At 73.4% G+C, this 17599-nt stretch carries 10 protein-coding genes; 9 read left to right on the top strand and 1 reads right to left on the bottom strand.

Features of this window, described 5'->3' with window-relative positions; all coding sequences use genetic code 11:
• Positions 1-38: 38 nt before the first annotated feature.
• The 7 genes from glgX to ACIHCM_RS20750 all read left to right on the top strand — a co-directional run bounded on the left by glgX (position 39) and on the right by ACIHCM_RS20750 (position 12572).
• Complete coding sequence (gene glgX / locus ACIHCM_RS20780) at positions 39-2276, top strand: glycogen debranching protein GlgX (RefSeq protein ID WP_399897893.1); 2238 nt, start codon at positions 39-41, stop codon at positions 2274-2276.
• Between the two features lie 107 nt (positions 2277-2383).
• A complete protein-coding gene (locus tag ACIHCM_RS20775) occupies positions 2384-4264 on the top strand; it encodes an ABC transporter ATP-binding protein (RefSeq protein WP_399897891.1) in 1881 nt (626 codons plus the stop codon).
• Entirely contained in the window at positions 4261-6117 is a 1857-nt protein-coding gene (locus ACIHCM_RS20770; protein ID WP_399897889.1) for an ABC transporter ATP-binding protein, read from the top strand. Before ACIHCM_RS20775 ends, ACIHCM_RS20770 begins: the two co-directional genes overlap by 4 nt.
• Positions 6118-6137: 20 nt before the next feature.
• Positions 6138-7883, top strand: a complete 1746-nt coding sequence (locus ACIHCM_RS20765) for an ABC transporter transmembrane domain-containing protein (RefSeq protein ID WP_399898281.1) — start codon at positions 6138-6140, stop codon at positions 7881-7883.
• Positions 7880-9664, top strand: a complete 1785-nt coding sequence (locus tag ACIHCM_RS20760) for an ABC transporter ATP-binding protein (RefSeq protein WP_399897887.1) — start codon at positions 7880-7882, stop codon at positions 9662-9664. The genes ACIHCM_RS20765 and ACIHCM_RS20760 overlap by 4 nt, the downstream gene beginning before the upstream one ends.
• Positions 9665-9950: 286 nt before the next feature.
• The gene (locus ACIHCM_RS20755) at positions 9951-11999 is read left to right on the top strand and encodes a M4 family metallopeptidase (protein WP_399897885.1); all 2049 of its coding nucleotides are present in this window, start codon (positions 9951-9953) and stop codon (positions 11997-11999) included.
• Positions 12000-12062: 63 nt separating this feature from the next.
• Positions 12063-12572, top strand: a complete 510-nt coding sequence (locus ACIHCM_RS20750) for a DUF1990 family protein (protein WP_399897883.1) — start codon at positions 12063-12065, stop codon at positions 12570-12572.
• Positions 12573-12612: 40 nt separating this feature from the next.
• Here ACIHCM_RS20750 and ACIHCM_RS20745 read toward each other — a convergent pair whose 3' ends face one another.
• Complete coding sequence (locus tag ACIHCM_RS20745) at positions 12613-15231, bottom strand: glycosyltransferase family 1 protein (protein ID WP_399898279.1); 2619 nt, start codon at positions 15229-15231, stop codon at positions 12613-12615.
• A 268-nt stretch (positions 15232-15499) separates the two neighbouring features.
• On the opposite strand from ACIHCM_RS20745, the gene ACIHCM_RS20740 reads away from it, so the two are divergent.
• Complete coding sequence (locus tag ACIHCM_RS20740) at positions 15500-16702, top strand: S8 family peptidase (protein ID WP_399897881.1); 1203 nt, start codon at positions 15500-15502, stop codon at positions 16700-16702.
• 216 nt (positions 16703-16918) lie between these two features.
• A partial coding sequence (locus tag ACIHCM_RS20735; RefSeq protein WP_399897879.1) for a maltotransferase domain-containing protein occupies positions 16919-17599 on the top strand: 681 nt, incomplete at its 3' end.

Genomic DNA, 17599 nt, shown 5'->3' with positions numbered 1-17599 from the left:
GGCCGACGTCGTCGACACGAGCCGCGGGAGGCTGACAGGTGTCCAGCGCAGCCGAGCAGGAGACGGTGGCCGGGCAGGGCGGACGCCCGGCCACCGCGTTGAACGGCGCGCCGCGCGCGGCGCCCGCCGCCGCGGTGCCGGTGTGGCCGGGTGCGCCGACACCACTGGGGGCCCGGTTCCGGGTCGGTCCGGACGGGGTGGCGGGCACGAACTTCGCGCTGTGGGCGGGCGGGGCGGAGGCGGTGGAGCTGTGCCTGTTCGACGAGGAGGGCACGGAGCACCGGCATCGCCTGAGCGAGCTGACCCATGAGATCTGGCACGGCTTCGTGCCGGGGGTGCTGCCCGGTCAGCGCTACGGCTATCGGGTGCACGGCCGCTGGGATCCCTGGACCGGCGGCCGGTGGAACCCGGCGAAGCTGCTGCTCGACCCGTACGCGCGCGCGGTGGACGGCGACTTCAGCCTGCCGCCGGAGGTCTACGGGCACGTCCGGGACTGGCCTCAGCAGCAGGTCGCGGACACCGTGCGCGACGAGCGGGACTCGGCGCCGTACGTCCCGAAGGGCGTCGTCGTGCACGACGACGACGACTGGGCGGACGACCGCCGCCCGAAGACGCCCTGGGCGGACTCGGTGATCTACGAGCTGCACGTGCGCGGCTTCACCAAGCTGCACCCGGGGATTCCCGAGGAACTGCGCGGCACCTACGCGGGCCTGGCCCACCCGGCGGCGATCGAGCACCTCACGCGGCTCGGCATCACGGCCGTCGAACTGCTGCCCGTGCACCAGTTCGCGCACGAGGACCATCTGCTGCGCCGGGGCCTGAGGAACTACTGGGGCTACAACTCCATCGGCTACTTCGCCCCGCACGCCACGTACGCCGCGTCCGGCACGCGGGGGCAGCAGGTCGGCGAGTTCAAGCGGATGGTGCGGGCGCTGCACGCGGCCGGGATCGAGGTCATTCTCGACGTGGTCTACAACCACACCGCGGAGGCGGGCGAACTGGGCCCGACGCTGTCCCTGAAGGGCATCGACAACCGCGGCTACTACCGCCTCCAGTCCGACGCCCGCCGGTACGCCGACTACACCGGCTGCGGGAACACGCTGCACGTGGTCCAGCCGCACGTGCTGCGCCTCATCACCGACTCGCTGCGCTACTGGGTGACGGAGATGGGCGTGGACGGCTTCCGCTTCGACCTGGCGGCGGCGCTGGCGCGGTCCATGCACGACGTGGACATGCTGTCCCCGTTTCTCGCCGTGATCGCGCAGGACCCGGTGCTGCGGCGCGTGAAGCTGATCGCCGAGCCCTGGGACGTCGGCTCCGGCGGCTACCAGGTGGGCGCCTTCCCGCCGCTGTGGACGGAGTGGAACGACCGCTACCGCAACGCCGTGCGCGACTTCTGGCGGCACGCGCTGCCCGACGTACGAGAGATGGGGTACCGGCTGTCGGGGTCCAGCGACCTGTACGCCTGGGGCGGCCGGCGGCCGTACGCGTCGGTCAACTTCATCACCGCGCACGACGGTTTCACGCTGCGGGACCTCGTGTCGTACGAGCGCAAGCACAACGAGGCGAACGGCGAGGGCAACCGGGACGGCACGAACGACAACCGGGCATGGAACTGCGGGGCGGAGGGCGAGACCGACGAGGAGCGGGTGCGGGCGCTGCGGCGGCGGCAGCTGCGCAACCTGCTGACCACGCTGCTGCTGTCGACGGGCGTGCCGATGCTGGTCGCGGGCGACGAGCTCGGACGCACCCAGCGGGGCAACAACAACGCCTACTGCCAGGACAACGAGATCAGCTGGCTGGACTGGGAGCTGCTGCAGGAACCGGGCTGGAAGGCCCTGTTCGACCTGACGTCGAGGCTGATCGAGCTGCGGCACCGGCACCCGGTGCTGCGGCGCCGGGCGTTCTTCTCCGGGCGGGCGCACTCGGCGGACGGTCTGCGGGACCTGGCGTGGTTCACCCAGCGGGGCACGGAGATGACGGAACGGGACTGGTACGCCCCGGCGGCCACGCTCGGCATGTATCTGTCCGGGCGGGACATCCCGGGCCGGGACGAGCGGGGGGCGCCGATCGTCGACGACAGCTTCCTCGCCGTGCTGCACGCGGGGGAACGGCCGGTGAGCTTCGTGCTGCCGGGGCCGCCGTGGGCGGAGCGGTACGAGGTGGTCGTCGACACGTCGCAGGAGGAGCAGGCGGCAGCACCCGGGGCGACGTACCCCGCGGGGCGGGCGATCTCGGTGCCGGCCCGGTCGGTGCTGCTGCTGAAGGTCGGGTGAGGCGCCCTGCCGGACCTCGTACACGCAGGTCGTAGGACCAACGGCGGAGGCCGGCCCGGCCAAAACTCGGTGGGCGTTGTCAGTGCCGATCCGTAGGCTCGCTCCTGATGCCCACGACACGTGCCACCTCGCCCCGGGAACGCTCCGCCGTCCGCTCGCTGCTGCGCCTGTGGCCCTACGTCAGGCCGGTGCGGGCCCGTCTGTTCACCGCCGCGTTCGTCGCCGTCGTCGCGTCCTGCGTCGGGCTGGTGATCCCCCTCGTGCTGAAGTGGCTCGTGGACGGCCCGGTCGCCGGCCGGGACCCGGCGGGCGTGTGGCTCGGCGCGCTGTTCCTGCTGGTGCTCGGGCTGGGCGAGGCAGTGCTGTTCGGGCTGCGGCGATGGCTGGTGGCCCGCCCGCTGGCGGGGGTCGAGGCCGCGATGCGGGCGGACCTGTACGGGCACCTCCAGCGGCTGCCGGTGGCCTTCCACGACCGGTGGGCCTCGGGGCAGTTGCTGTCGCGGGGCACGACCGATCTGATGCTGCTGCGCATGTTCCTGGCTTTTCCGCTCACCTTCCTGCTGGTCAACGGGGTGACGATTCTCGTCGGCGTGATCATCATGCTGGTGCAGGACCTGACGCTGGGGCTGGTGGTTCTCGGGCCCGCCGTGCCCGTGATCGTCAGTTGCGCGATCTTCGAGAAGCGGTACGCCGAGGTGGCGCGGCGCGCGCAGGACCAGGTCGGTGATCTGACCACGGTCGTCGAGGAGGGCGTCCTCGGCATCCGCGTCATCAAGGGGTTCGGGCGCCATCGCAGTCAGGCGCGGGCGTTCCGTGAGCTGGCGCGGACGCTGCGGGGCACGGAGCTGCGCAAGGCCCGGCTGCTGGCGGCGATCCTGAGCGTCATCGTGACGCTGCCGGAGGTGGCCGTCGGGGCGGCGCTGGTGCTGGGGGCCGTGCAGGTGGCGGACGGCACCCTGTCGGCCGGGACGCTGGTGGCCTTCCTGTCCACGGCGCTGGCCCTGCGGTGGCCGGTCGACTCGATCGGCTTCCTGCTGGCGATGAGCCAGGAGGCGGCGACGGCGACCGAGCGGTACTTCGAGGTGATGGACGCGGAGCCGGAGACGTCCACGCCGACGGTGAGCACCGTGAAGGACCCCACGGACCCGAAGACGCCGACCGCGGCGCCGAGCCCCCTGAAGGACCCCACGGCCCCCAGGACTCCCACCGCCGCGCCGAGCACCCCGAAGGACACCACGGACCTGGGGCTCCGCTTCCACGCCGTCGGCTTCCGCTACCCCGACGCCCCCGCCGGCGCCCCGCCGGTCCTCGACCGCGTCGACCTGCACATCCGCCCCGGCGAGTCGATGGCCCTGGTCGGCGCGACCGGCAGCGGCAAGACCACCCTGACCGCGTTGATCCCCCGGCTGCACGAGGTGACCTCGGGCCGGATCACGCTCGACGGCGCCGACATCGCGGCCATGTCCCGCGAGGAGCTGCGCGCCAAGGTCGCCGTCGCGTTCGAGGAGCCGACCCTCTTCTCGGCGAGCGTCGGCGAGAACGTCCTCATGGGCGCCCCCGACGAGGCCGGAGCCGCCGAGCTGAACCGTGCCCTCGCCGTCGCCCAGGCCGAGTTCGCGCACGCGTTGCCCGAGGGCACGGACACCCAGGTCGGCGAGCAGGGGCTGAGTCTGTCCGGCGGGCAGCGGCAACGCCTCGCCCTGGCCAGGGCGGTCGTGGGACGCCCGGACTTCCTGGTCCTGGACGACCCGCTGTCGGCACTGGACGTGCACACCGAGGCGGCCGTGGAGGCGGCGCTGCGCGAGGTGCTGGCCGGCACGACGGCCCTGATCGTGGCGCACCGCCCGTCCACGGTGCTGCTCGCCGACCGGGTCGCCCTGCTCTCCGGCGGCCGTATCACGGCCGTCGGCACCCACCACGAACTGCTGCGCGACAACGCCGAGTACGCCCATCTGATGTCCGGGACGGAACTGGAGGCAGCCCGGTGACCGCGTCCACATCCACCCCCACCCCGGTCACCGGGGACGAGCCGCGGCAGCCCGCCGAGGCCAGGGACCCCTTCGACAAGGACGTCCTGCCCGCCCCGCCCGGCGCCACCGGGTCGCTGCTGCGGTCCCTGCTCGCGCCGATGAAGGCCCGGGTCGCCCTGACCACGCTCCTGCTGCTGCTGCAACAGGCGGCCGTGCAGGCGGGCCCGCTGCTGGTGGCGTACGCCATCGACCGCGCCGTGCCCGCGTTCCGCGCCCACGACCAGGGGCCGCTGATCGCGGTGGCGGTCGGCTATCTGCTGTGCGCGGCCGCCTCCGGCGGGCTCCAGTACGCCTTCGTCGTCACCTCCGCCCGGGTCAGCCAGGACGTGCTCCTCGATCTGCGCGGCCGGATCTTCCGCCATGCCCAGGCGCTCAGCGTCGACTTCCACGAGCGCTACACCTCGGGCCGGCTCATCTCCCGCTCGACCACCGACGTCGAGTCGCTGCGCGAGCTGCTGGAGGAGGGCCTCCAGGAGCTGGTGACGGTGATCCTGTCCTGTGTGTACGTCGCGGCCATCCTGCTCTGGCTGGACCTGGGGCTCGGCGCCGTGGCGGTGGCGTCGTTCGGGCCGCTGTGGTGGCTGGTACGGCTGTACCAGCGGCGGGCGCGGCGGGTGTACACGACGCGGTCGACGGCGATCGCGGCGGTGATCGTGAAGTTCGTCGAGACGATGAACGGCATCCGCCCGGTGCGGGCGTTCCGCCGGGAGGCCGCCAACGACGCCGAGTTCCGGGTCCTGAACCGGCGGCACGAGCGCACGAACGGCGACGCGCTGCTGGAGATGGCGCGTTACGTCGTCGGCTCCCGGGTCGTCGGCAACACGGCGGTCGCGCTGATCGTCCTGTGGGGCGCCTACCGCGTCGCGGACGGCACGCTGGCGCTCGGCGTGCTCGCGGCGGCGGTGCTGTATCTGCGGCGGATGTACGACCCGATCGACCGGTTCGGCATGTTCCTCAACTCCTACCAGTCGGCGGCGGCCTCGCTGGAGAAGATCGCCGGGCTGCTGGCCCAGGCGCCCTCGGTGCCGGAACCGTCCGTACCCAGGGAACTGCCGCCCCTGGCGACCGAGCACCCCGGCCGCGAGGTCGTCTTCGACGGCGTGCGGTTCGCCTACCGCACCGGTAGCGAGGTGCTGCCCCGCTTCGACCTGACGATCCCGGCCGGGCAGACGGTCGCGGTGGTCGGCTCCACGGGGGCGGGGAAGTCGACGCTGGCCAAGCTGCTGGCCCGGTTCTACGACCCGGCCGACGGACGGGTGCTGCTCGACGGGGTCGACCTGCGCGAGCTGGCCGTGCCGGAGCTGCGGCGCGGGGTCGTGATGGTGACGCAGGAGTCGTTCCTGTTCTCCGGCACGGTCGCCGAGAACATCGCCATCGGGCGGCCCGACGCGAGCCGTGCGGAGATCGAGGGCGCCGCCAAGGCCATCGGCGCGCACGATTTCATCGCCGCGCTGCCCGACGGGTACGACACGGACGTCCGCAAGCGGGGCGGCCGCATCTCGGCCGGTCAGCGCCAACTCGTGGCGTTCGCACGCGCGTTGCTCGCCGACCCGGCGGTGCTGATCCTCGACGAGGCAACCAGTTCGCTGGACATCCCGGGCGAGCGGGCGGTGCAGCGGGCGATGGCGACCGTGCTGAAGGGCCGTACCGCCGTCGTGATCGCGCACCGGCTGTCCACGGTGGAGATCGCCGACCGGGTGCTCGTCATGGAGCACGGCGGGATCGTGGAGGACGGCAGCCCGGCCGAACTCGTGGCGGGAACGGGGCGGTTCGCGGGGCTGCACCGGGCGTGGCAGGACAGCCTGGCGTGATCAGGGGGAACGAAGCAGCGGTGATCGACGCGTACGAGGACCCCGGCACGCCCGACAGCCGGGGTCCTGCCCGGTACCTGTGGTGGCTGGTGCGCCGCCAGTCGCGCCGTTCGGCCGCGGCGGCGCTGCTCGGGATCGTGTCGCTCGCGCTGCCCGCGGTGGTGCCCTATCTGCTGGCCCGCGCGATCGACGACGGGCTGCAGCCCGGTGACCGGGCCGCGCTGCTCGGCTGGGCGGGCGCCGTGCTGGCGGCCGGGGCGCTCGACGCCTGGCTGAACATCGCCCGGCACCGCACGATGACCCGGGTCCGGATGGACGCCAACTTCCGCACGGTCAAGGTCGTGGTCGGGCAGTCGGTCCGGCTCGGCGCCTCGCTGCGCCGGCAGGTCGCCGCCGGTGAGGTCGTGACGATCGGCGTGGGTGACGTGCAGACCATCGCCGGCTCCCTGACCGTGATCGGCCCCGGCGTGGGTGCCGTGGTCGGGTACGGCGTCGTCGCCGCGCTGCTGCTCACGGTCTCCCCGCTGCTGGCCGCGGTCGTCCTGCTGGGCGTGCCCGTGATCGGCGTCCTGGCCGGGCCGCTGATGGGCCGCCTGCAGGGCGCCGAGACGGCCTACCGGGAAGGGCAGGGCGCGCTGACCGCGCGCATCGGGGACCTGGCCGGGGGGCTGCGGGTGCTGGGCGGGCTCGGCGGCAAGGAGCTGGTCGCCGCGGCCTTCCGCCGGGACTCGCGGCGACTGCGCGACGAGGGGTACCGGGTCGGCGCGGTGACCAGCTGGATCCAGGCGCTCGGCCTCGGCCTGCCCACGGTGTTCCTGGCCGTGGTGACCTGGCTCGCGGCCCGGCTGGTGGCCCATGGTCAGATCACCGTGGGCGAGTTGGTGTCGGTCTACGGCTATGTCGCGGTGCTGGTGGTGCCGGTGGCGTACTTCCTGGAGTTCGGCCAGCAGGTCAGCCGGGGGCTGGTGGCCGCGCGCCGGGTCGTACGGTTCCTGCGGCTCGACCCGCTGGAGGACGGCGGGGCGCACGATGCCCCCGCCGAGCCGTCCGCGCTGCACGATCCGCAGTCGGGCGTGCGGGTGCTGCCGGGGCGGCTGACCGGCCTCGCCTGCGAGCGGCCCGCCGACGCGGCGGAGATCGTCGACCGGCTCGGGCGGTACACGCCGTCGGACGCGACCTGGGCGGGCGTACGGCTGGACGAGATCACGCTCGCCCAGGTGCGGGAGCGGATCCTGGTCGCGGACCACGAGGCCGACCTGTTCGCGGGGACGCTGCGTGAGGTGCTCCTCGGGCGGCGGTCGGACGCCGGTGACGAGGCCGTCGTGCGGGCCGTGCGGGCCGGCGTGGCCGAGGACGTCGTGCGGGGACTGCCGGACGGGCTCGACTCCCGGATCGACGCCCGGGGCCGCAATCTCTCCGGTGGACAGCGGCAGCGGGTGCGGCTGGTGAGGGCGCTGCTGGCCGACCCCGAGGTGCTGCTCGCCGTGGAGCCGACGTCCGCGCTGGACGCGCACACCGAGGCGGCGGTGGCCGAGCGGCTGCGGGATGCCCGCGCGGGCCGTACGACCGTCGTCACGACCACCTCGCCGCTGGTGCTCGACCGGGCGGACACGGTGTACTTCCTGGTCGACGGCAAGGTCGCGGCCAGTGGGACCCATGAGGGGCTGCTGGCGTACGAGCCCGGGTACCGGGCGCTGGTGGCGCGGGACGCGCAGGCCGGTACGGGCAACGGGACCGCAGTGGACGCCGAGGAGGCCGTGCGATGACGTCCGGACACGCGTCCGCCGCCACGGCGGACCCCACGGGCCGGCTGCCCGTCGCCGGGCCCGCCGAGGTGCGGCGGGCGCTGGCGGGGCTGGTCCGGGCCGACGGGCGGGCCTTCGTCGCCGTGCTGGCGCTCAACGCGCTGGCGGCCGGGGCCGGGCTGGCCGGACCGTGGCTGCTGGGGCTGATCGTCGACGAGGTGCGGGCGGGCGGCGGCGTGGACGTCGTCGACCGGCTGGCGCTCGCCCTGCTCGGGTGCGCGCTCGCGCAGTTGCTGCTGTCCCGGTGGGCGCGGTACGCCGGGCACCGGTTCGGGGAGCGGACGCTGGCGCGGATCCGGGAGCGGTTCGTGGACCGGGCGCTGTCGCTGCCCGCCTCGGTGGTGGAGCGGGCCGGCACCGGCGACGTGACGGCCCGGGGAACCGCCGACGTCACGGCCGTCGGCACGACTTTGCGGGACGCCGGTCCCGCGCTGCTGATCGCCTCGTTGCAGGTGCTGTTCCTGTTCGGCGCGGTCGTCGCGCTGGACCCGCTGCTGGGCTGCTGCGCGCTGCTGGGCTGGCTCGGCATCTGGTTCCCGCTGCGCTGGTACCTGCGCCGGGCGCGCTCCGCCTACCTCGACGAGGGAGCGGCCACCTCGGACGTCGCCGAGGTCCTCGCGGCCACGGCGGCCGGCGCCCGCACCGTCGAGGCGTTCGGGCTGCACGGGCGCCGGATCGCGGCGAGCCGGGACGCGCTGGACCAGGCGCGGCGCACCCGCCTGTACACGCTCCGGCTGCGCAGTGTGTTCTTCCCGGCGGCGGATTTCGCGTACGCCTTCCCGGTGGTGGGCGTGCTGCTGGTGGGGGGCTTCCTGCAGGAGCGGGGCGCGGTGAGCCTGGGCGCGGTGGTGGCGGCCGCGCTGTACCTGCGGCAGGTCACCGAGCCGCTGGACACGATCCTGGTCCGGGTCGAGCAACTGCAGATGAGCAACGCCTCCTTCGCCCGGGTCGAGGGCCTGGCGCTCGCGCCCCGGACGGCTCCGGCCGACTGCCCCGACCCGGACGGCGACCGAATCGACGTGACCGGGGTGCGCTACTCCTACGACCGGGGTGGCGAGGTTCTGCGCGGTGTCGACCTGACGATCCGGCCCGGGGAGCGGCTGGCGGTCGTCGGCCCGTCCGGCGCGGGGAAGTCCACGCTGAGCCGGCTGCTGGCCGGCGTCGACGCGCCGGACGCGGGCAGTGTGACGGTGGGCGGGGTGCCGGTCGCCGGTCTGGGGCCGGAGCGGCTGCGCCGCCAGGTCGTGCTGGTGACGCAGGAGCACCACGTGTTCCTGGGAACGGTCCGCGACAACCTGCTGATCGCCGAACCGGCCGCCACGGACGCCCGGTTGTGGACGGCGCTCGGCGCGGTCGGCGCCGACGCCTGGGTGCGCGAGCTGCCTGGCGGGCTCGGCGCCGAGCTGGGCACGGGAGCGTTCCGCACCGATGGCTCGCAGGCCCAGCAACTCGCCCTCGCTCGCGTGGTGCTGGCCGACCCGCACACCCTGATCCTCGACGAGGCGACCGCCCTGCTCGACCCGGCGTCCGCCCGGCACACCGAGCGCGCCCTGGCCGCCGTGCTCCGGGGCCGTACGGTCATCGCGGTCGCACACCGGCTGCACACCGCGCACGACGCGGACCGGGTGGCGGTGATGGAGGCGGGACGGATCACCGAACTCGGCACGCACGAGGAGCTGGTGGCGGCGAACGGGGCTTACGCGCGGCTGTGGCGGACCTGGCACGGGGAGCCCGCCGGATAGGGGAGCCGCCGGGGGGACCACCGGCCGGCGCGAACCGTCCTGTTCGTATACCGAACGCGAACTCCCGGACAGCGAACCGTTTCCGGCCAAATTTTTGACGCGCTCCTGACATGTCAGGAGCCGGGTGTCACGCTTCTCACGGCTACTCCACAGCAACCCCACCTCCATGCCGCTGTGTTGTTCCCGTGGCCGCGTGCACCTGGTTTCGCGTTCTGCCCGGACGGCTCACTCGCCGCCCGGATCTCCCCTGGCCGCGTGACCCGCGGCCACGCAGAAGGAGTCAGTGTTGAGAAGCAGTTCCTCATCGAGCAACGGTTCCTCCCACAGACGCACCCCCCGCGTTGCGGCCGTCGCCCTCGTCGGCGTCGCCGCGTTCCTCACCGCCGCCGTGCAGTCCGGCGCCGCGGCAGCCACCCCGGACAAGGCGCCGTCGGCAGCGGCGAAGGCCGACCCGGGCTCCCTGCCCGTGAAGCTCACTCCCGCCCAGCGCGCGGCGCTGATCCGCGAGGCCGACGCCGGCACGGCGGACACCGCCCGGGAACTCGGCCTGGGCAGCCAGGAGAAGCTCCTGGTCCGGGACGTCGTCAAGGACGCCGACGGCACGGTCCACACCCGCTACGAGCGGACATACGCCGGTCTGCCGGTCCTCGGTGGTGACCTGGTCGTCGAGACGTCGAAGGCGGGCACGACCGAGAGCGTCACCAAGGCCACCCGCGCCGCCGTCGCGGTGCCCTCGCTCAAGCCCACGATCACCGGGGCGCAGGCGGAGCGGCAGGCGCTCGGCGCCGCCCGCGCCGAGGACGCCAGGAGCCCCGAGGTCAGCAGTGAGCCCCGCAAGGTCGTCTGGGCCGCGCACGGCACACCGGTCCTCGCCTACGAGACGGTCGTCGGCGGCCTCCAGCACGACGGCACCCCACAGGAACTGCACGTCGTCACCGACGCCACCACCGGCGAGAAGCTGTACGAGTGGGAGGCCGTCAAGAACGGCACCGGGCACACGGTGTACAGCGGTACGGTCCCGCTCACCACGACCCAGTCCGGTACGACGTACAACCTCACGGACGGGGCGCGCGGCAACCACCGCACGTACAACCTCAACCGCGGCACCTCCGGCACCGGCACGCTCTTCTCCGGCCCGGACGACGTCTGGGGCAACGGCAGCCCGTCCAACCTGGAGTCGGCCGGCGCCGACGCCCACTACGGGGCCGCGCTGACCTGGGACTACTACAAGAACGTGCACGGCCGCAACGGCATCCGCGGCGACGGCGTCGGCGCCTACTCGCGGGTCCACTACGGCAACAACTACGTCAACGCGTTCTGGCAGGACAGCTGCTTCTGCATGACGTACGGCGACGGCTCCGGCAACGCCAACCCGCTCACCTCGATCGACGTGGCCGCGCACGAGATGACGCACGGCCTGACGTCGGCGACCGCGAAGCTCGTCTACAGCGGCGAGTCCGGCGGTCTGAACGAGGCGACCTCCGACATCCTCGCGGCGGGCGTCGAGTTCAACGCGAACAACGCCTCCGATCCCGGCGACTACCTCGTCGGCGAGGAGATCGACATCAACGGCGACGGCACCCCGTTGCGCTACATGGACAAGCCGAGCAAGGACGGCGCGTCCAAGGACAACTGGTACTCGGGCATCGGCTCGATCGACGTGCACTACTCCTCCGGCCCCGCGAACCACTTCTTCTACCTGCTGAGCGAGGGCAGCGGCGCCAAGGTCGTCAACGGCGTCAGCTACGACTCGCCCACCGCGGACGGGCTGCCGGTGACCGGCATCGGCCGGGCGAAGGCCGAGCAGATCTGGTTCAAGGCGCTCACCACGAAGTTCACGTCCACCACCAACTACGCGGGCGCCCGCACCGGCACGCTCGCGGTCGCCGGTGAGCTGTACGGCACGACGAGCGCCGAGTACAAGGCGGTGCAGGACGCGTGGGCGGGCGTCGCGGTCGGTTCGCGTCCCGGCGGCCCGGGCGGCGGCACCTCCTTCGAGAACACCGCCGACGTGTCGATCCCCGACAACGGGGCGGCCGTGACCTCCTCGGTCACCGTGTCCGGGCGGACGGGCAACGCCCCGGCCGACCTCCAGGTCGGCGTGGACATCGTGCACACCTGGCGCGGTGACCTGGTGATCGACCTGCTGGCCCCGGACGGGACGGCGTACCGCCTGAAGAACTTCAGCTCCTCGGACTCGGCGGACGACGTCCGGACCACCTACACCGTCAACGCCTCCTCCGAGGTCGCCAACGGCACCTGGCGGCTGCGGGTGCAGGACCAGGCGGCACGGGACACCGGCTACATCAACAGCTGGAAGCTGACGTTCCCGTAGACCCTTCGTGAGGGCGGCACCCGGCGGGCGGTCGACGCCGGGTGCCGCCCTACTCTTGGCCGCATGTCGTTCACGTACGAGGATGTCGGCGCGACCCGCGAGGCCGGGTTCTGCCCACCCGGCTTCCACCCCCTGCACGTGCGCACCCGGATCGGCGAGGGCGAGCGGGTGTTCCGCCGGGCCGCCGAGGCCGTGTGCACCTGGGAGGTGCACCGGGCGACCGGCATGGGCATCGAGGCCGGCGCCGACCGCGCCGCCCCCGGCGTCGACGTCACCGTCACGCTCGCCGGCCTGATCAAGGCGCCCTGCCGGGTGGTCTGGACGGTGTCCGAGTACCGCCGCGCAGGGTGGGCCTACGGCACGCTGACCGGCCACCCCGAGTGCGGCGAGGAGGCGTTCGTGGTGGAACGGACGGGGGACGGCACGGTGTGGCTCACCGTGTCGGCGTTCAGCCGGCCCGCGAAGTGGTACGCCCGCGCGGGCGGGCCGGCGAACCGGGGGCTTCAGGCCGCGTTCGCGAGGCGGTGCGGGAAGGTGCTCCGCCAGCTGTGCGAGCCGGAGAACGAGTACTGAGTCCCTCCGGGGACCCGTGGCACCCCGGCCCGCGCCACGCTCAGCGCATCAGCACCCCCGCGCCCTCCGCCACATCCTCCGACGGCACCGCCACCAGCCCCAGCTCCGCGCTGGTCGCCAGCAGCCGGTGCGCGGGCAGGATCCGTACCGTGTAGCCGTACGGCCCCGTCCGGTCCAGCGACAGCGGCCCCTCGTACACCCAGCGTCCTTCGAGGTCCGGTCCGCCCGCCGGTTTCAGCGGGACCGCCGTGGCGTCGGCGATGCGGTCCTCGGGGTCCACCCGGCCGGAGACCGCCTGGACCTCCACGTCGTCGGGGGCGAGGTCACCGAGGGCGACGCGGACGCGGAGGGTGAGGGTCGAGCCGAGTTCGGCCGTCGCCGTGGTCGCGGAGGTCTCGACGTGGTCGACCCGTACGCCGTGCCAGGACCGGCGCACCCGGGCCTTCCACTCCGCCAGTTCGCGGGCCGCGTCCGGCTCCATCGCGCGGTGGGCTCGGGCCGCGGGGGCGTACAGCCGCTCGACGTACTCGCCGACCATGCGGCCCGCCAGCACCTTCGGACCGAGCAGCATCAGCGTCCGGCGGACCATCTCGATCCACCGGTCGGGCAGGCCGCCGGGGCCGCGCTCGTAGAAGCGGGGGGTGATCCGCTGTTCGAGCAGGTCGTACAGCGCCGCCGCCTCGATGGCGTCGCGGCGGTCGGGGTCCGTGCCCGCCCCGTCCGCGGTCGGGATCGCCCAGCCGAAGTCGGGCTGGAACCACTCGTCCCACCAGCCGTCCATGACCGACAGGTTGAGGCAGCCGTTGAGCGCCGCCTTCATGCCGCTGGTGCCGCAGGCCTCCAGCGGGCGCAGCGGGTTGTTCAGCCAGATGTCGCAGCCGGGGTAGAGCTTCTGCGCCATCGCCATGCCGTAGTCGGGCAGGAAGACGATCCGGTGCCGCACCCGCGGGTCGTCGGCGAACCGGACCAGCTCCTGGATCAGCCGCTTGCCGCCGTCGTCGGCCGGGTGCGCCTTGCCCGCGACGACGATCTGGATCGGCCGCTCGGGGTGCAGCATCAGCTCCATCAGCCGGTCGCGGTCGCGCAGCATCAGCGTCAGGCGCTTGTACGACGGGACGCGCCGCGCGAACCCGATGGTGAGGACGTCCGGGTCGAGCACGCCGTCGATCCAGCCCAGCTCGGCCGTCCCCGCCCCGCGCTGCCGCCAGGAGGCCCGCAGCCGCTCCCGCACCTCGGTGACCAGGTGTTCGCGCAGCTCGCGGCGGAGTTCCCAGATGTCCTGGGCGGGGATGTCGGCGACGGCGTCCCACCGGTCCTCGCCGGCGCCGGTGAAGGCGTCCTCGGCGCGCTGTGCGCCGACCTGCCGGGCGCCGAGCCGGAAGACCTCGGGGGCGATCCAGGTCGGCGCGTGCACCCCGTTGGTGACGGAGGTGATCGGCACCTCGTCGGGGTCGAACCCGGGCCAGAGCCCGGAGAACATCCCGCGGCTGACGTTGCCGTGCAGCAGGGAGACGCCGTTGGCGCGCTGGGCCAGGCGCAGGCCCATCACGGCCATGTTGAACAGATTGGGCTCGCCGCCCGGGTACGTCTCCATGCCCAGCCGCAGGATCCGCTCGACGTCGATGCGGGGAAGCTCGGCGTCGGGCCCGAAGTGCCGTGCGACCAGCTCGCGGTCGAAGCGGTCGATACCGGCCGGGACGGGCGTGTGGGTGGTGAAGACCGTACCGGCGCGCACGGCCTCCAGTCCGGAGTCGAAGTCGAGCCCCGCGTCGCACAGTTCGGCGATCCGCTCCAGCCCCAGGAACCCGGCGTGCCCCTCGTTGGTGTGGAAGACCTCGGGTTCGGGGTGCCCGGTCAGCCGGCAGTACGTCCGCACGGCCCGCACACCCCCTATGCCCAGCAGCATCTCCTGCAGGAGCCGGTGCTCACTGCCGCCGCCGTACAGCCGGTCCGTCACGCCGCGCTCGCCGAGGTCGTTCTCCTCGACGTCCGAGTCGAGCATCAGCAGCGGGACCCGGCCGACCTGGGCCAGCCAGATCCGGGCGCGCAGCTGCCGGCCGCCGGGCAGGGCGAGGCTGACCTGGGCGGGCGTGCCGTCCTCCTCCTTGAGCAGGGCGACGGGCAGCTCGTTGGGGTCGAGGACGGGGTAGTGCTCCTGCTGCCAGCCGTCGCGCGAGAGGGTCTGGCGGAAGTAGCCGTGCCGGTAGAGCAGCCCCACCCCGATCAGCGGTACGCCGAGGTCGCTGGCCGCCTTCAGATGGTCGCCGGCGAGGATGCCGAGGCCGCCGGAGTACTGCGGCAGGGCCGCCGTGATGCCGAACTCCGGGGAGAAGTAGGCGACGGCGGCGGGCAGGTCACCGGGTTGTGCCTGGTACCAGCGGTCGCCGGTGACGTAGTCGCCCAGGTCGCCGGCGACGGTGGTCAGCCGGCGCAGGAAGCGGCGGTCCTCGGCCAGCTCGGCGAGCCGCGCGGGCGGGACGCTGCCCAGCAGCCGCACCGGGTCACCGCCCGAGGCGGCCCACCGCTCCGGATCGACGGACTTCAACAGCTCGCGCGTCTCCGTGTGCCAGGACCAGCGCAGGTTGCGCGCGAGGTCGCTGAGCGGCCGGAGGGGTTCGGGGAGAACGGGTCGGACGGTGAATCGACGGATCGCCTTCACATTCCACCTCGTCAGCATGCGGAGAAGGACGCACCGCGGTGTGCGTCCCGTCATCGATATCGACGGTAGTGGCTACCCGGCGTCGCCGTGGCCGACTCCGGGCGCGCCCCTGGAACGACCTTCATCCACCCCTGATGGGCGATATGGCCGATTCCGCACGCACACTCGTCCTTGTGGTGGTTCACACCGCACGAGAAGCTGCCGGACGGCGTACCGCCGGCGCACCGGCGTGGCGGTGGGCGACGAGTCCAGGAGGGGGACGCAGAGCATGGCATGGACGCGATCACGGCGTCTGCGCCGGGTGGGGGGCCTGACCGCGGTGGCGTGTGCCGTGGTCCTCTCGGCCGGGGTCCCACCCGCGCAGGCCGCACCCGTGGGACGGACGGCCGAGGCCGGAGAACCCGGTTCCGCCGGCGGCAGTTATGTGGTGACGCTCAAGGGGGGCACGACGGCCGCCTCGCCGGAGGGAAGGAGGATCGCCGGTGCGTACGGGGTGAGAATCAGCCATATTTACGGCACCGTGCTGAACGGGTTCGCCGTCCGGGCCGACGAAGGACAGGCGCGACGGCTCGCGGCCGATCCGCGGGTCGCCTCCGTGGCGCCGGACACCCCGGTGGCCGCCGGGCACACCCTGACCGATCCGCCGTCCTGGGGGCTGGACCGCGTCGACCAGCCGGATCCGCGGCTCGACCGGCGCTACACCTCGCCGGACTCCGCCGGGAGCGGCGTCACGGTGTACGTGATCGACACCGGGATCCGCGTCACCCACAAGGAGTTCGGCGGACGGGCCGGGTACGGCTGGGACTTCGTCGGCGGGGACAAGTCCGCAGGTGACGGCAACGGGCACGGCACACACGTCGCCGCCACCGTCGCCGGCCGGAGCCTCGGCGTGGCCAGGAAGGCCAGGGTCGTGTCCGTCCGCGTTCTCGACAACGCGGGCCGCGGTACGACCTCCCGGGTCATCGCCGGGATCGACTGGGTGACCAGGCACGCCCGCAAGCCGGCCGTCGCCAACCTCAGCCTGGGCGGCCCGCGCAACGCCCCACTGGACGCCGCCGTACGCAGGTCCGTCGCCTCCGGTGTCACGTACACCGTCGCCGCGGGCAACGACGGCTCCCCGGCGGGGCGATCGTCCCCGGCGGGCGTCCGCGAGGCGATCACCGCCGGGGCCACCGGCAGCACCGACATCCGGCCGTCCTTCTCCAACCACGGCCCGGCGCTGGACCTGTTCGCACCGGGCGTGTCGATCACCTCGGCGAGCCACCGCAGCGACGCCGGCAGGGCGGTCCTCTCCGGCACCTCGATGGCGTCGCCGCACGTGGCGGGCGCCGCCGCGCTGTATCTGGCGGGTCGTCCGAAGGCCACGCCGGCGCAGGTCTCCAGGGCGCTGGTGGCCGCCGCGGCCACCGGCAAGGTCTCCGGACGGGGCCCCGGTTCACCGAACAAACTTCTCCAAGTCCCGCGGTCGTAGCGGCGCATTCCAGACCCGGTGCCAGCATCGGCCCCGTTCGTCCGGAACGGGGCCGGTCTTGTGCGTAGACATACGCGTGAGTAGTTAACAAAGTGCCGGATTGCCCACCCGAATAGGGTGGGAAGGCTCCAGCGGTACGCCCCACCGGCACACCCGCGCACGACCCCACCTCCCCACAGCCATCCGCCCACCCAGTTGACGCGGAACGGAGCGGTGATGCCCGCAACGCACCACTCGTCAGCACCTCCGACCACCAGTACCGACAGCACGGAAGCACCACCTGTGCGCCCGGCCGACGCCGGGCCCCCCGCCCCGGAGCCACCCGCCGCGGGAGACGGCACGGCCGTAGGGCGCATACCGGTCCTCGACGTCCGGCCGGTCGTCCAGCACGGGCGCCGGCCCGCGAAGGCGGTGACCGGCGAGACGTTCGAGATCTCGGCCACCGTGTTCCGTGAGGGCCATGACGCGGTCGCGGCCAACCTCGTGCTGAGGGATCCGGACGGTCTGCCCGGGCCCTGGACGCCGATGCGCGAACTCGCCCCGGGCACCGACCGATGGGGAGCCACCGTCACCGCCGGCCGGCCCGGCCTGTGGACGTACACCGTCGAGGCGTGGGGTGACCCGGTCAGCACCTGGCGCCACCACGCCCAGATCAAGATCCCCGCGGGGATCGACACGGACCTGGTCCTGGAGGAGGGCGCGCGGCTGCACGAGCGCGCCGCCGAAGGGACGCGCGCCGGCGACCGGTCCGTGCTGCTCACCGCCGTCGCCGCCCTGCGCGACGGCTCCCGGCCCGCCGCCTCCCGCCTCGCGGCGGCGTTGACGCCCGAGGTGGACGCGGTGCTCGCGCGGTATCCGCTGCGGGAGTTGGTGACCGCTTCCGAGACGTTGCCGTTG

This window comes from Streptomyces sp. NPDC052023 (assembly GCF_044548465.1).
Lineage (GTDB): Bacteria > Actinomycetota > Actinomycetes > Streptomycetales > Streptomycetaceae > Streptomyces.
Note: the sequence above shows the minus strand (reverse complement) of the source record. Positions and strands in the feature narration are given on the sequence as shown.

What these genes read in the sequence shown, in the direction of transcription:
- ACIHCM_RS20760 (WP_399897887.1), top strand. Translation starts at nt 7,880, where the DNA reads ATGACGTCCGGACACGCGTCCGCCGCCACGGCGGACCCCACGGGCCGG.
- ACIHCM_RS20775 (WP_399897891.1), top strand. Translation starts at nt 2,384, where the DNA reads ATGCCCACGACACGTGCCACCTCGCCCCGGGAACGCTCCGCCGTCCGC.
- ACIHCM_RS20750 (WP_399897883.1), top strand. Translation starts at nt 12,063, where the DNA reads ATGTCGTTCACGTACGAGGATGTCGGCGCGACCCGCGAGGCCGGGTTC.
- ACIHCM_RS20740 (WP_399897881.1), top strand. Translation starts at nt 15,500, where the DNA reads ATGGCATGGACGCGATCACGGCGTCTGCGCCGGGTGGGGGGCCTGACC.